This window comes from Pseudomonas sp. CM27 (assembly GCF_013179515.1).
Lineage (GTDB): Bacteria > Pseudomonadota > Gammaproteobacteria > Pseudomonadales > Pseudomonadaceae > Aquipseudomonas.
The window spans coordinates 1-15059 of the sequence record NZ_JABMCN010000020.1; the positions used below are offsets into that span (position 1 = coordinate 1).

Annotated in this window: 13 protein-coding genes and 1 pseudogene; 9 read left to right on the top strand and 5 right to left on the bottom strand. The window is 52.7% G+C overall.

Annotated features, from left to right (window positions below; all coding sequences use genetic code 11):
- The coding region (locus tag HP547_RS29330) for a hypothetical protein (RefSeq protein ID WP_218583464.1) at positions 1-215 on the top strand (215 nt) is incomplete at its 5' end.
- Here HP547_RS29330 and HP547_RS04370 read toward each other — a convergent pair.
- Positions 152-319: pseudogene (locus HP547_RS04370) on the bottom strand (JAB domain-containing protein); the annotation flags it as partial. The gene HP547_RS29330 and the pseudogene HP547_RS04370 sit on opposite strands and share 64 nt — an antisense overlap.
- Positions 320-392: 73 nt before the next feature.
- Between HP547_RS04370 and HP547_RS04375 the strand changes: the two are divergent.
- From HP547_RS04375 to HP547_RS04390, 4 genes are read left to right on the top strand one after another with little or no spacing between them, the layout of a single operon-like run.
- A complete protein-coding gene (locus HP547_RS04375; RefSeq protein ID WP_223817826.1) occupies positions 393-1559 on the top strand; it encodes a tyrosine-type recombinase/integrase in 1167 nt (388 codons plus the stop codon).
- On the top strand, positions 1552-3159 hold the full coding sequence (locus HP547_RS04380) for a site-specific integrase (protein WP_003253494.1): 1608 nt from the start codon (positions 1552-1554) through the stop codon (positions 3157-3159). Before HP547_RS04375 ends, HP547_RS04380 begins: the two co-directional genes overlap by 8 nt.
- Entirely contained in the window at positions 3156-5558 is a 2403-nt protein-coding gene (locus HP547_RS04385) for a hypothetical protein (RefSeq protein WP_003253492.1), read from the top strand. Before HP547_RS04380 ends, HP547_RS04385 begins: the two co-directional genes overlap by 4 nt.
- Positions 5555-5914 carry a hypothetical protein gene (locus HP547_RS04390; protein WP_003253491.1) on the top strand — a complete coding sequence of 120 codons (360 nt, stop codon included), beginning with the start codon at positions 5555-5557 and terminating at the stop codon, positions 5912-5914. Before HP547_RS04385 ends, HP547_RS04390 begins: the two co-directional genes overlap by 4 nt.
- 8 nt (positions 5915-5922) lie before the next feature.
- On the opposite strand, the gene HP547_RS04395 is transcribed toward HP547_RS04390, so the two are convergent.
- A complete protein-coding gene (locus HP547_RS04395; RefSeq protein WP_003253488.1) occupies positions 5923-6345 on the bottom strand; it encodes a hypothetical protein in 423 nt (140 codons plus the stop codon).
- Positions 6346-6428: 83 nt separating this feature from the next.
- Between HP547_RS04395 and HP547_RS04400 the strand changes: the two genes are divergently transcribed.
- From HP547_RS04400 to HP547_RS04410, 3 genes are all read left to right on the top strand, one after another.
- Positions 6429-6749, top strand: coding sequence for a helix-turn-helix domain-containing protein (locus HP547_RS04400; protein WP_003253486.1), 321 nt, complete (start codon positions 6429-6431; stop codon positions 6747-6749).
- A 149-nt stretch (positions 6750-6898) separates the two neighbouring features.
- Positions 6899-7258: a histone-like nucleoid-structuring protein, MvaT/MvaU family gene (locus tag HP547_RS04405; protein ID WP_003253484.1), complete on the top strand. Its 360-nt coding sequence runs from the start codon at positions 6899-6901 to the stop codon at positions 7256-7258.
- A 956-nt stretch (positions 7259-8214) separates the two neighbouring features.
- Positions 8215-9135: a hypothetical protein gene (locus tag HP547_RS04410; protein WP_003253479.1), complete on the top strand. Its 921-nt coding sequence runs from the start codon at positions 8215-8217 to the stop codon at positions 9133-9135.
- Between the two features lie 130 nt (positions 9136-9265).
- Here HP547_RS04410 and HP547_RS04415 read toward each other — a convergent pair whose 3' ends face one another.
- The 3 genes from HP547_RS04415 to HP547_RS04425 all read right to left on the bottom strand — a co-directional run bounded on the left by HP547_RS04415 (position 9266) and on the right by HP547_RS04425 (position 13603).
- Positions 9266-11095: a CocE/NonD family hydrolase gene (locus HP547_RS04415; RefSeq protein ID WP_003253477.1), complete on the bottom strand. Its 1830-nt coding sequence runs from the start codon at positions 11093-11095 to the stop codon at positions 9266-9268.
- A 44-nt stretch (positions 11096-11139) separates the two neighbouring features.
- Complete coding sequence (locus HP547_RS04420) at positions 11140-12579, bottom strand: YfcC family protein (protein WP_003253475.1); 1440 nt, start codon at positions 12577-12579, stop codon at positions 11140-11142.
- Positions 12580-12691: 112 nt separating this feature from the next.
- On the bottom strand, positions 12692-13603 hold the full coding sequence (locus HP547_RS04425) for a LysR family transcriptional regulator (RefSeq protein WP_003253472.1): 912 nt from the start codon (positions 13601-13603) through the stop codon (positions 12692-12694).
- A 202-nt stretch (positions 13604-13805) separates the two neighbouring features.
- Here HP547_RS04425 and HP547_RS04430 point away from each other — a divergent pair, with 202 nt between their 5' ends.
- Positions 13806-15032, top strand: a complete 1227-nt coding sequence (locus HP547_RS04430) for an OprD family porin (RefSeq protein WP_009682006.1) — start codon at positions 13806-13808, stop codon at positions 15030-15032.
- Positions 15033-15059 lie beyond the last annotated feature (27 nt).

The following is a 15059-nucleotide window of genomic DNA, read 5'->3' on the forward strand; positions in this document are numbered from 1 at the left end:
TGGAAAAGTGCGATGAATCAATTTGCGATTCTGTACGGAGATCGGTTCATCAGGCCAACCTGGTGAAATCAAGGCCTGCCGGGCGGCAGGCCATTACCGGCCCGCACACAAAAAACCTGACACTCCCCAGCCCTGACCCTATTGACCCGCCTCAGGCCACAATCCACCCCTGCTCAACCATCGACAATGGTTCCCCGTCACCAATGATGATGTGATCCAGCACCCGCACATCGATCAACGCCAACCCCCGCTTCAACGACAGGGTCAGGTGCACATCATCCTGGCTCGGCTCACTGTTGCCCGAAGGATGGTTGTGACACTTATGGTATATGTTCGGAAACGTTGCAGATCTGGAGCTACCGATGCCAGACGTCCCTTTCTGCGAGATCCGAATGATTCGTACTGCCTCCAGCGGCCTCAGGCCATACCTGCTGGTGCAGGGGGTTCCAGTGATCCTAGCAAACCTCTGGGCGGAGGATTTGCTCCACAGATCGCGTCTCAATACCGTCGAAAATTACCTACGTGACATCGCTATCGCGTACGAGTGGGCTCTCAGCCGAGGTTCTCCACTGGAAGCGAAGCTTGAGCGCCTAGCGGTGTTCAGCTCAGCGGAACTGACATCGCTGGCCGAACGCCTCTGCTCCACCAAACGCGGTGCGGGTGCGAGCCAATCGACATGCACCCGACGACTCGAAGCTGTCAAATCATTCATAGATTTCTCCTTCGAGCACTACGTTGAGCTCAATCGACTAGGTCTACTTGAGCAAAGCCAAGCGGAAAAAAACAAAGCCAAGAATCTGCGAAATCTTCAAAAAAAAATCACCAAGATTGCATATCAATCAGAACCGCCGCTACCAGCAACGCCACTTGACTCCGGCGGACAAGCCTTATTCAAAGGGGTGCTCAGTCCTGATGACTTTAGGAACCCATTCCAAAGTAAACAGATACAGGCACGCAATTACTGTCTGTTCTTAGTAATGCTTGAAACACTTGCCAGGCGTGGCGAAGTGGTTCTCATAGAACTCGACGACGTTGACCTTGGTCCCTCACCTACAATACGCATCAAGCGCCCAAGCGATATCAACAGGGAGCGGAGACTGGACGGGGCTAGTCTCAAGACGCGCGGTCGGATAGTCCCCATAACCGCATCGGTAGCCGCGGTTCTGAACGAATACATTTCCGATCATCGCCCTAAACTGATCAAACCAAAAAGACCTTGTACAGCCCTATTCGTGAGTTCCCGTGACGGGAGACGGCTATCTGCGCGAACCGTAAACACCATTCTTCGTACCGTTGCAGCCAGCCTCGGCTTGCCAAACTTTTCAACACGAATTCATCCGCACGGCTTGAGGGCGACAGGGGCAAATATAGCTCGCAAAAAGTTTGAAAAAAGTGGCGCCAACAGCATTAATGTAAAAGATGCTCTGGCGTATCTGGGCGGATGGAGCCCCAGCAGCGAAAGTGTTCAGCGCTACTCTCGACAGGCCATATCTGATCGGCTCGGCGAAATAATCAGAAGCTCAGACAGCTCAAATTTTCGAGGCAATGAAGATGATTAAAATTTCGCCTGCCGAACTCGTAGCCGAGATTGAATGTCGCTTCGGCATCGAGGCCGATGCCTTTCCTTCCACAGTCAAATCCACCTTCGGTCAGGCTATAACAATTCACAACAATGATGCGTGGGTTGAGAGAATAACGGTAGAGATTGTCGGGTGTGCTCCGATGAATATTGCGTGGAGCAAGCCCCTACATTCTAACTTGTTAGTTGAGTGGCTACTCAGAGGGTGGTTCATCGACAGACTCCAAACCCACATCGACCTTAGGCCTCTGATTGTCGTCCAGCGGCTTCTGGCCCAGCATAAATTTTCGGGAAATGACGCGGATACTATTGGCAATAGGTTATCGACATTTGCTGTACGTGAATGCACTCGATTAAAAGCATCAAGCTGGTATGAGGAGCTAGTTGCTCTTCGAGTATTTTATCGATGGTGCTTGGATGAAGAAGTCCCAGGCTTCAACGAACATGACAGCCTTGAACTATCACAGCTTACAGTAAAGGCGCATGATAACAGGCATTTAGTCACGATGCGAGATGATGACTTTGGCCCTTTCACTCGCGTACAACTCGCGAACATTGAGATGAAGCTTGCCAACAATCCGCTCATCACTCATGCCCAACGCACGCTTTTTTTGCTCTGTCGCGACTGGGCTCTTCGCCCTATACAGTTGGCCCTAATGCAGGTTACTGACTTCGGGATCGATGAGGGCGGCCCCTTTGTAAAGGTGCCGAGTGTTAAAGGAATTAGACGTTCAAGGCTCAGGAGGCATCCGAGCAACCTGGTAAAACGTTACATCGCTAACGATACTGCAGAGGCAGTAGAACTTCAGTGCACTTTAGCTGAGACCCAATGCAATGCCGCATCGAAGGAAATCAACGCGATATGTGCCAGGCATGGAATAAGCACTCCAGTACTTCCTACGCCGTTGTTTCCCTCGGCGTACACAACCGAAAACCGCCTTTTACGCTTCCTCACCAACCCCAAGCTGACACCATTCACATTACATCTCGACAACCATAGAATAAGTTATGCGCTAACATCTCTCACTTGGATACTCCAGTTACCAGACCCTCATCGACCCATACAAAAAACAGAGCCCTTCATGCGGATCACCGCGTACCGACTGCGCAGGACCAAGGCTACTTCAATGGTTCTTTCCGGTGCATCCCCTGAAGAGGTCGCTGAAGCTTTAGATCATTCAAATCTGAACTCTATAAAGCACTACTTCCATTACAACCTTGAGCTGCAAGAGTTCATAAATACGACCCACATGGCAAGCCCGGAGATCAATGCAGCCGTGCAGATGTGGTGCGGCAAATTCATGGAAGAAATCCCTGACAGATCCGCGCTAAGGCCAATAAGTGGCTTAGGATCATGCAATTCTGAAGAGCCATGTCCTTACCACCCGACGGTCACTTGCTATGCATGCCCTAAATTCAGACCTAGCCGTCATGCTAATCATGAAGGGGCTTTAGCAGACATCACTAAATTCCAGCAGATGCTCGGGAGCAATTCCACTGGCGCTATGGCCCAACAGGTCGAAGCAGCAATTCACGGCGCTAAGTCAGTAATCATTGCTGTGAAGGAGTTGAAAGAATGAGCATATCAATGATGGTCTTAGACGACCGATACAAACATGCAGAGCAACAATTTAATGACCTCAAGGCCAACGGATTAGTAGCAGGAGATTTCGAGGGCAAGGTATGGCAGTATCGATCGAGTAATATTCCCTTCACATCACTCGATCCTCTCAACAGGCGAAATCAAGACCAACCCCCTCTCCCGCTAGTGATTGGCAAGCTTGCGCGCTGCTTTATAGTTAAAGAAATTCTGGCACATCCGTCAGCAGAGCTGATTATCGGCAGAATGGCCTCGATTAGGCATCTATCCGCAGTAATGGATAGCGAAAACATTGAGTGGAGCGACATAACGCGCAAAGTCTTCGACCGCACCGTAGACTCGATCAGGCATGGACGTTCAGACTCTACCATTTACCATAGAGCAAATGCCCTCAAGGCATTTGTTGATTTCCTCAACCAACTTAGCGTAATGGTCGATGGAGTACTGCTGCGATTCGTCGATAGGTTTATCAAATGGCAAACTGGGATACCCAACCCGACTCATAGTGCGCTTGAACTCACATCACGAGAGTTTCAGCAAAGAGAAGAAAATCTATACTCTTCTGACTTGCACAAAGGGATTGCACAAGCCAGGTGGTTGATCAAGCAGAACCCACATTTGGAGCCAACTGCGGGCTTCGATAGAATTCGACTTGAGGCGACCTGCTTTGGAATGGCGCTCGGTTTGAGAGTTGGTGAGATCGCGAATCTTCCAAAGAGTTGCCTTTTCCAAGATCCCAACACTCACACGACGTTCGTACGAGTGCCTGTAGAAAAAAACTGCATCCCCAACGCCGTACCCGTCGCAGACCTATGGAGCGCACCACTCACCGAAGCGTACGAGTACTTGCTGGCTGTCACTCAGGATGCTAGAGAGCGTGCTCTTGACATTGAAACCAATGGTTTCTCATTTATAGATAAAGCACTCGCAGCCTATCGCGCTAACCATCCGTTAGATCCCGGCGCGGTGGATCAACTCTCATCGTTGGATCTGCCCGTAGAACATCACTACTTTGTTGAGGAGATATGTAAGTGCTTCCCCGTATCTCCAAAAGAGCTCTACAGTGGTGGGCGATTTTACAGCAGCAGCGTTGAACTCCCTAGAATAACGGCCGCTCGAATCGCAATTTGGATAGATGAACGAATGCATAATTGGGATTGGTCTAATTTTCTCAATGAGTACAAAAAGAACTGTTATAGCGTATCCGTCATTGACATTGCAAAACACACAAAATCCTCCGAGGCGTCAGTAAAAAAGAGCAAATGGTTTGTAGATCACCTGCGCACCTTTCTCAAGGGAATGGTTCACGACGGGCTTTTCAAGCCTGGAAACAATCCTTCACATGCGCAACTCTTCGACATCCGGAATGAGTGGGCAAGCATCAGAGAACTTATGTTATCTCAAAGAGGATTCGGGGCGGGAGTACCATCCCTGGTCATAGATATCAGACTGCTCAAGCGCCTTTTAGAAGATAAATACAGATTTCACCTGCGACGCCATTTTGAAGAACAATTTTCAATGCCTGGTGATGGAAGTGAAGCACCTTATCATGCGAAGCACACTGCCAAAGGTTATCCTAGCAAGCTGAGTGACAACTTACTTGTAATCTGGGAAAACCAGTTTGACTCGATATCTGAGCTAGGGATCATCCCCCGCCCCCTATTTAGAGCCGATCTCTACAACTATCTCTCTTCGAACTCCTCAAAAAAAACAATCTTTCAGCGCCTTGACCTACGAGGGCAAGACGGTGAAATCTTTTCCATCACTCCTCATCAAATCCGTCGTTGGGTTACCACGGCAATTCTTCGTTCTGGTCCCTCTGAAACAGCTGTGGACCTATGGATGGGGCGAACCCCACGCCAAAGCCGTCAATATGACTACCGTACTGCCAAAGAGCGAGCAGAATATGTGAGATCTTTATACTTGGCCGTTGACCCTCCCCCAGACTTTTTGGGCAGGCTAGTAATCCGATGGCGGGAGGAGTCAATCGCTGACGAACAAATCGAAGAGATGATCATCGAGAAACTCAGCATTCTCAACCTAACGCCTTGGGGCGGGTGTACACGTGAGCTCTATATCAGTCCGTGCGACAGGGGCCTCATGTGTATCAGAGGCTTCGGTACAGATTCTGGATGTAAATCCTTTCACCTGAACCCTGATGATCTGGAAGCAAAGGCCGCTATCGAGAGCTTACTCAGCGAGTACGAGAAAATTTTGAGGGCAATTTTTGACAACCAAACTGACATCACGTCTAGTATTGAGGCTGAGCTCGATAATACTCACGCTTTCGATCAGCACGTTCTGTTTGTGATGGATATGGTTACGAGCTGCAAAACGGCCTTAGAAGCTTACTCAAAACCTAAGAAGGCTTCATCATGAAGCAGGAAAAAAAATGGAAGGACCACGTGCGGTCCATTCTCGCCGAATATGAGGCCGGACGGGTTCAGGAACCGCTCACCCAAAGTGGCCTTGCCCAGCAGGCGGGTGTTAGTCGTCAAACGCTCTGGAGAGATGAGGAAATACGATCTTTATATACGGCCACTCAGACCCATCTTAAAGACTTCAAAAAGGTCGGGCGTAAAAATAGTGATGCGAGAATTTATGCTCTCGAAGCACAGCTACAAAAAGCACGCATGGAGAACAATCGATTAATTCAGACAATCGTCAAAGCCGCTCAGCTAATGACCGAGGATGCAATTGACCCAAGACGATACTTCGAAGATACCACGAGCTGACTCACCAGCTATCCTCGTCTGTAAAGTTCCTTGAAGAAGCCATACTCACGGCACTCGGAGCTGTTAGGCTGGTAATACCGACGACCGCCTTGAACGGTGTAACACCTGTACAAACGATCCTCGCTTTCATGAATGACCTCCAGATGCTCCATCGCCCACCCGCTACTACCGTTCATCCACCCGGGAGTAACAATCTGAAGGGATAACTCAACGGCACCATTCAGGGTTAAACGCGTGAACTGCTCCAGCCCACGCATGTCCTCCAGAAAGAAGACCTCCACACACGTGTCCTCTCCCCGCTCCCTCGTCACCGTGATGTGAATCCATGGCGATGACAGCCGTTGCTCCACGAAATGCCAAGCCTGCTGATCCTCAGCCAGCCAGGCGAAGGAGCGATCCACCTCTGCCCATCGGTTGGTGATAAACATCATGACCCCCTCTCAAATGAACAGCATACATTGTAGTCATATACTGTTCACGGGTGCCTCATCTTTCCTTTTGCGGAAGATGCAAAGTGGAATTGAGACAGGCATTCGGTCGGGTTCTGAAGTGGATGCGAGTCCAGCAAAAGCTGACCCAAGAAGACTTCGCGACGGTGAGCAGTCGTACCTACATCAGCACGCTGGAAAGGGGACGATACGTCCCGACCATCGAGAAACTGGACACCATCGCACCAGTGCTGGGAGTTCATCCGATCACATTACTGGTTGGGAGCTATGCCCTCAAAGAGAACCGAGCAGTGGCAGAGTTACTCGCTCAAATCACTCAAGAAGCTGAACGCATGGACCTTGCAACGGCCTTCCCGGACTCAAGCAAAACCTCACACCAGAGCTGATCACCACCTGCTAATGCCGCGAAGCGATTGCCCAAGCGCCAATGGGGGGACTGGATTTTGCTCTATTGCAGGGCTGTTTAGGCCACAAGATACTTAGCACGCTTTCTGTCTAGCCTGATAAAATCTCAGGCCACTTCTTGGAGAATCTCATGTCCCGTCTCGCTGAATTTCGCCTTCTCGAACAACAGCTCGCCGCGCAGCTCGCCGAACTGGAAGCACTGAAGAATGATTCCGCCCTGAAGCAGGAAATGGAATTCGAAACGAAGCTCCGCAACCTGCTCAACGATTACGGCTACAGCCTGCGTCACGTGATCCAGATCATTGATCCGCAGCCCGTAGATTCCGGATCTATTGCACAAAAACCTGCACGGAAACCACGAGTAGTGAAAACCTACAAGAACCCGCATAGCGGAGAAGTCGTTGAGACGAAGGGGGGCAATCAGCGCACTCTGAAGGCCTGGAAGGCAGAGTACGGTGCCGAGGTGGTTGAGTCCTGGTTAGCCAACTGACTGTGCTGTAGTCGACCTGTGGCAGGAGCATAAACGTGAATCGTCGCCAAATGCGAATTCCCATTCTGGGGCGCGACGATTTTTTTGGTAGGTGGTAATGACACACCATTTATGCGCATTAAATAGAGGTCCACTTCAGAAACGGACGCTCCAAAATGCGCAATGCTCTCGTCACAATCTCAGTAAACACCCTCGCAAGCATCCTGGCTGGTCTCATGCTCCACTGGATCACCCCCCCTCCTACTGCCGAAGCCATTCGATCCGGGATCGCGACGCCTGTCTCACCGTCTAAGTCGGTTACCGAGCCTTGACATCTGCACCTCCGAATCATGTGGCCGGCTTACCCAGTGGATGCCTCAAAAAAGCAGAACTTGGGGACCAGTTCGCGCCCCGCCCGAAGCGCATGAAGTGATGTTCCGTTTTTAGACCAAGCGAGAGCACGCCAGGCTTACAAGTCAGTTGCATGATCAGCTGAACGAATTGCTGGAGCATTTCGTAAACCTCAACGAGGGGCTGTACTTCGGGGGCGGATGTCACGGTATTGCAGAATTTCACTATGCTCGATGCGGAGGATGAAGACTTCGTGCATTACAGCCTGCACGACTGGTTCAGTTTTGGAGACGCCATAGAAGACGACGATTTGCTGATTGAGCGGCCTTGATCGACGGTGCTGGGCCATAGCTGACGGCTGGTCTGCCTACCAACTGATCCGTTCCGTGGCAGGTGTTATTTTCTCTACAAGAATAGCCTCCACGCCTCGGGCGGGTCCCAGACCTGCACTGCGCACCAGGGGGTTAGTTGTTTCTGGGGCTCACAGACTCCTTACGGGGTAATCCCATGCTTCTGGCAAGGCCTGCCACCGGAGGGTGACCACCTAAGGGGCAGATAGGCCTTCCTGCTACCGAACTTCGCTGGGTACGATCAATAAACCCTCTATTGATACGGTTTTGGCAAAGATGGATGTGTACAAGCTCCGCATTGAAGACACTGAAAGCAAAACCATAGACAAGGATCGGTTCGAGTCTGAGACCTTCCGCAGGGAGCCGTGGTATCAGCCCGGAAGCGCGGGCAAGCTGGCTCAGTTCGCGGTGTGCCCGGCATGCGACAACCCTGTCCAGCTGGTAGGGCTGTATGAGTTACCCCCAAACGTAAAAAATCCCTTCGGAAAGCACGCGACGAAGAGCATTCGCGGTATCGCTCCATTTGATGGAGAGGCCCGTAACGATTGCCCATACTTCCAGCCCCGTCAGCACAAGAAGACCGACCGAAAAACCGGTTTTGACGGCGTACCGCGGAAGATTCTCAGGCTTTTGATAGAACAGTTTGACCGCGTGGTTTACATCCTGGAGAAGGAAACCCAGGTGGTGCTCTCGGAGAAAGCCTTGCGAGGCATGCTGCAGCGTTACAAAGGGGAGCGCGGCTACCTCTATACCGGTGCGACGCTACGCAACGTGCCATGGATCTTCGCCTATATGTCGGACGCCACTCGGCTCTTTGGCCAGAAGATAGGTGGGAATGCTGAGCTTGTGAAAGCGATAGAGTCTCAAGTGCCAGGGGCGGAAATCAGCACCAAAGGCCGGCTGGAGGCGAAGAGCCTTCCTGGGATGAAAGGCCCCTACTTCGATCTCAAGATGAGTTTCATCCGCCACCGGATCTCTAAGGATAACGAGGAATCCGGCCTGGTTGAGAGCATGGAGTTTGTAGTGTCCCAGCTTCGCAAAGGTGAGCTTGAGCACATTCACAAGCAGGTGCTCAAATTCGATCCGGCTTGGTTCGAGAGCCTCATCCGAATGCCTGTTGATCATCCCTATCGCAGGATGGACCGAGTGGATATGGCCCGTGAAGAGCTAGGCGATTTGCTGGTGTCGAACGGGTAGAGGTGAGCATCGTGTAAACCTATTTTTTTACCTGTTAACTACAGTGGTTAACAGGTAAAAAAACTGGTTTACAGGGACAGCGCTCGGCAGCTGTCCAGAACTGCTGCCAAGCGATAGCTCTATACCGCTATCAGCTACCAGCTGGTGCTTGGACGACCGTTAGCTGAATCCTGGAGGGCCGCTTAGCCCCCATATGTACGGTATTTCGAGCAGTCCTTTTTTTGTTCGCGCAGCCTTCCGGCTCACCGCTGTTGGGGTTTACGTCGAACCGTGGGAAATTGCTGCCGGCAATCTCAAGGCGCAAGCTGTGACCGCGCTTGAACAGGTTGCAGGTTGCAAACGGTTCGATCTGCACCTTGAAACATTCCCCAGGTACCGTCGGCTTCGGATCGTTCCAGCTGTCCCGGTATCGGCAACGAATGATGCCGTCTGTAATGTTCATGGCATACCCCTCTGGGAAGTCATCGCTTGGCGGATAGACGTCGACCACCTTAGCGGTAAAGTCAGTGTCTAAGCCGTCGGTCTCGACCCACAGCTGGATCGTTACCGGACCGGCGACAGCAAGGTCAGCTTCAAGCGGCTCAGTTTCGAAACACAGCACATCGCTGCGCTGGCAGATGGCACTGCCATCTCCGCGCGCGCCGAAGAAGCGTGGTGTTTCTCGCTGATCAAACGCTCCGCCTTCGAAGACAGGAGCGCCGGAAGTCAGCGCGCCGCCGATGGTCGGTACTGGATTAGATGGATCGGCGAGGAAGTGGCAAGCAGCATCGGTTGCCGCTGGCCCCCCTTTGCTCAACTGACCGTCAGGATGAAGATAAAGATCCAACCGCTGGCTGCCAGGTAATGGCCACTGCTGTGCATCAAGCCACTGACCACCATGATCTATTCGCGTGTCCTGAAGCTTGCGACCACTACCACCGCCCATCATGAATACCTGCACCTGTTGGGCTGGTGCAGTGATCTGTAGCTGCAGATGGTTTACAAACCACTCAATACGACAGGACAGCCAATCCTGCGCCACTTGCCCATCGAAAGCGGCGGCTGGGCCAAACTCGGCATCGCCGCTGTGGCTAATGTTGCGGTCGCCATGCAGCCAAGGGCCCATCACGAGTCGTTGTGGTGCCTTACCGTTCGCGACGAAGGCAGCAAAGTTATCCAGGGTTGAGCTGACATAGGCGTCATACCAGCTCGACATGTGCAGCACCGGAATATCGGGAATGTTGCTGCGATAGTGATCGGCGCAAATGCCCAACTGTTGCCAATAGGCATCGAAACAGCCGCGGCCCCATTGGTCGAACAGGTAGTCCTCATACGCTGGCGCATGACGCAGCGGTGAAAATCCTGGACGCCACGGCATATGGGCGAACCAATGCCGGATGTCTTCCTGCTCCAATGCTTCGCGCAATAGTGGATCGGCTTTGGCTGCCGGACTTTCCTTGGCCTGCTTGTATGCCCATGTGGCCTGTTTGAGCTCGAATGCGCCTCCTTGGCGGATGCCACATTGATAAGCGTTGGCGAAGCCTCCAGAGTCCAGCACCATCGTCTTCAGCCCTGGAGGATTTAAGCAGGCCATAGCGAGCTGAGTATGGGCTGCATAAGAAAGACCCATGCTTCCGACCTTCCCATTGCACCAAGGCTGCTCGACCAACCAGGCCAAAGTGTCGTAGCCGTCTTCTGCTTCGTTGACGTACTTGATGAATTCGCCTTCGGAGGCGTAGCGACCGCGGCAGTCCTGAAACACAGTGACGAAGCCATGTTCGGCAAAGGCTTGGGCCATCTCTTCACGCCCTAAGTGATGACCATTCAGGCATTTCTCCGAGCGTGAGGGCTTGCTCTTGTCGTATGGAGTGCGTTCGATCACCACTGGCCACACGCCGGTACTTTCATCAGGCAGGTAGACATCGGTGGCCAACCGAACGCCATCGCGCATCGGGACCATCAGGTTTCTGAGGATTTGCATGTTTGACACTCAAAGCAGTAGGGCCGCATACGCGGCCCGAGATTTCAGTAGCCGGTCAGAACGGCAATGGAGAGGAGGCACATGGCGATGGCCGCGAATACCAGGCACAACGGCCAGATGAATCGCGCCCATTGACCCCATCCGACTTGAGCGGTCGCAAGCAGCACTAGTAGGCCACTTGAGGTAGGAGTGATCAGGTTTGTTAGACCATTGCCCAGCAAAAAGGCATACACAGTGGTCTGAGCGCTCACACCTGACAATTGCCCCAACGGTCCGAAGATTGGCATGGTCACTGCTGCTTGCCCCGACGTGGACGGGATCAGGACATCCAGCCCGAGTTGTGCGAAGAACATGCCGTACGCCGAAACTAGAGGGCCGTGATCGCTGACCAGGTTGGAAAGGTTGTTGACGATAGTGTCGAGCACCTGGCCAGTGCTGAGGATGATCTCCACCGCAGTGGCGAGACCGATCAGCACGCCGGCCATTAGCACCTTCTTCATTCCGTCGACGAATGCGCCGGCAGCCTCGCTGGCACCGATGCCAGCCACCACACTGAACACCATGCTCATCGCCAAGTAGTACGCAGACAACTCTGGGTACTTCCAGTGCCAGCGATTGGAGGCATAAACCAGGAAGGCGACGCCCGCTCCCAGCAGTAGAAGGTTGAGACTGTGGCGTGGCGCTAGCGGTGTGCGCTTAAAAGTAAACTCAGCACTGGCGTCGTAACCCAGTCGGCGTACAGTCATTAACACGAAGCCAATGCCGACCAGCAGAAACACCAAGTAGGCTGCCACACGCATATTCAGCCCGCTGAACATTGGAACGCCCACTAGCGGCTGGGCAACCGCCAATGCCACGGGGTTGGTAATCGAACCCAGATAGCCGATTTTCACCGAGATCACCACGATCGCCAGACCAACAATGTTGGGCAGCCCCAGGCGATTGGCCATCGCTACCATTAGCGGGACGATCAGGATGAACTCTTTGGCCAGTCCCATGAACGTGCTACCGGCCGAGAACACCAGCATCAAGCAGGGTACCAGCACGTAGATGTTGCCCCGGGTAAGGCCAAGTATCCGCTCAAGACCAGCATCGATTGCCCCGGCCTTGTTCAGCACGCCAAACATTCCGCCGATGAACAAAACCATGAAGATCAGGCCGGCTCGCTTCTCGATGCCCTGTGGAATGGCCATGAAAGCCTCAACCAAGGAGACCGGACGTGCAGCAGAATCGGTTGTGGCACGCGGCTCTGTGGAAAATAGCTGGCTTAGAGAGGCGTCCTTTTCCAAGGTCTGGTACGAACCGGGGACAACAGCGATGTCTTTGCGCTGGAACTGGCCTGAATCGACGAAGTAGGTGAAGGCCAGAGCCATGAAAACAATGCTCAACAGGATCAACGCAGGATTGAGCTGCTTGGCCGGGCGAGGGATGTCTGCTTTTCCAGCAGGCGCGGCTTGCGCCGCCGGTGCATGAGGTAGGTTCATGGTGCGCGATCTCGATTATTGTTTTGTAGGGGCCCAGGGCTACAGGGCGCACACTAGTTCAATCGGATGCAGTCACTCAACGTTATGAGTAAATCGGGTTGGGCTATGCAATTTATTGCGTTGGCGTAGAACCATTCACCTCTGTGAGCCTGTTACGCATGTGCTCCGCGAAACTCTCAACCAGCAAAGAGCGTGGCTGGTCTTTGCGGAAAATCAGGCCAAAACGATAGCAAAGCGCAGGTCTCAGCGGCTTGGCGATCAAAGGAAGGCCACCAAACTCTTTGGCCAAAAGACCATTGATAATTGAGACCCCCATACCCTCTGCAACGAATGCGCAAGCAGCACTGACCGAGTGGACCTCTACGCGAACTTGAGGGGTAATTTCAGCCTCTCGGAAACGCAGGTCGAGTTCAGATCGAAGGCTCCTTTGCCGCCCCAGAAGCACGAGGGGTTCATACCGCAATGCTTCGAGACTGACCTCCGATAGCTCCGCCAGTGGATGGCTTTGGTGCATGACGCACATCCCTTCGGTCTCCAGTACCGGTAGCACTTCAAAATGCTGAAGTTCCGTAGGCAAACGCACGAAAGCGAAGTCAGCGCTTTTGTCGAGTACGGCCCTTTCCAGCGCATCGTATCCGCCGGTGATGACCTCTACGACGACGTCCTCACGGCCCTGCATGAATTCGGCAACGATCCTCGGTAGCAAGTGTTGAGACATGCTGGTCGGTACTGCAACCTTGAGCAGACTCCGGCGCGAATGACCCAGTCTCAGCTCATCTGCCATGCGTTGTACGCGCTGGAGGTTGTCTACGAGCTCCGCCACCTGTCCAAGGAGTTCTTCCGCCTCAGGAGTCGCCATCAATCTGCCCTTACGTCGAAGGAAGAGCGCGAGGCCTAAGTGATCTTCGAGCTGAGTTAACAAGCGGCTGACGGCCGATTGGGACAAGCCCATACGGGTAGCAGCTCCGATGGTAGAGCCCGTTGTCATGATGGCTTGAAAAGCTTCGAGTTGTTTGAGGTTCACAAGATACTCCGAGGTTTCTTACCAACTAAACGCATAGCCTCATGCGTATTACTCATAACGTTGTTGCCGATTCCACGACGGGTTAGTGTCCGCCGCATGAGTGAATCCCGTCCAGCATGACGCTGCGTAATCTGCGATGGATAGTACTGGGTCGCTCCATTTTGATGCTGCCAAAAATCACAATACACAGCAGAGATTTCCGATGAACACCCTCACAACATCGCGCACACTCGCGTGTGCAAGCGTCATTGCTAGCTTGTTCCCCAATTTTGCTGAAGCAGACTTCTTCAAAGACTCCGAGGGCCGGCTGGCTCTGCGAAATTACTATTTCAATGATGGATTTCGTGATGGGGGCGAAGATCGCAAAGAGTGGGCGCAGGGTTTTCTGCTCAAGCTACAGTCAGGTTACACCGAAGGACCTGTAGGCTTTGGTTTGGAGGCACTGGGACTTTCAGGAATCCGGCTCGACTCAAGCGCTAAGCATGCGGGGACAGGCCTTCTGCCGGTCCACGACGATGGTCGGGCAGCTAGCGAATATTCGAGTCTTGGCATTACCGCTAAGGCCAAATGGAATGACCTTTTGGTCAGTGGTGGCACTCTCCTCCCCAAAATCCCCGTCCTGGTTTACAACGATGGTCGACTACTACCTCAAACGTTCCGAGGTACCCAAGCGGAGTACACCGGTGTTGATCGGTTGTACCTTCAAGCTGGGCATCTAGACAAATTCAAAGCCCGAAACTCTACCGATAGCGTCGATATATTTCCTCAGGGATATTCCGGAGGTGGCGGTACGGACTTTGATTTTGCGGGGATGCGCTACGACCTCACCAAACAGCTCAGTTTTAGCAGCTACTACGGGGAACTTCGGGATTTCTACCGCCAACAATTTTTCGGGTTGGTTTACACACTGCCGCTTGGCCCAGGCAAGCTAACTAGCGATCTACGTTACTTTATCAGTGATGATGCTGGCGCAGCCCGTAATGGTGTAGTTGATAGCGATATGTTTAGCGGTTTACTCAGTTATCGTCTGGGTGGCCACACGTTCAGTGCTGGATATCAAAAGGTTGATGGCAGCACCGCACTTCCGTACGTGAGCGTAAGCACGGTCTACTCGTTCAGCAATGCTAGCGTTGGCAAATTCATTCAGCCCGGAGAGCGGACCTGGATGGCGAGGTACGACTACGATTTTACTAGCATGGGAATTCCTGGACTGAGCTTCATGACCCGCTACTACAAGGGCGAGGATGGGGTCTATCGTGGTCAGGAAGCCCGGGAGCACGAGTCCAATACGAACCTGAAATATGTGATCCAGGACGGGCTCTTCAAAGGTGTGGGGGCTGAGTTTCGATATGCAGTGGCCAGGAGCACGTACAGCAGCGACCGGGATAACTACCGCTTGTATCTGACGTACGACATTGCATTGTGGTGATAGCTTCAAGTTCCCCTTGAAGCCGTC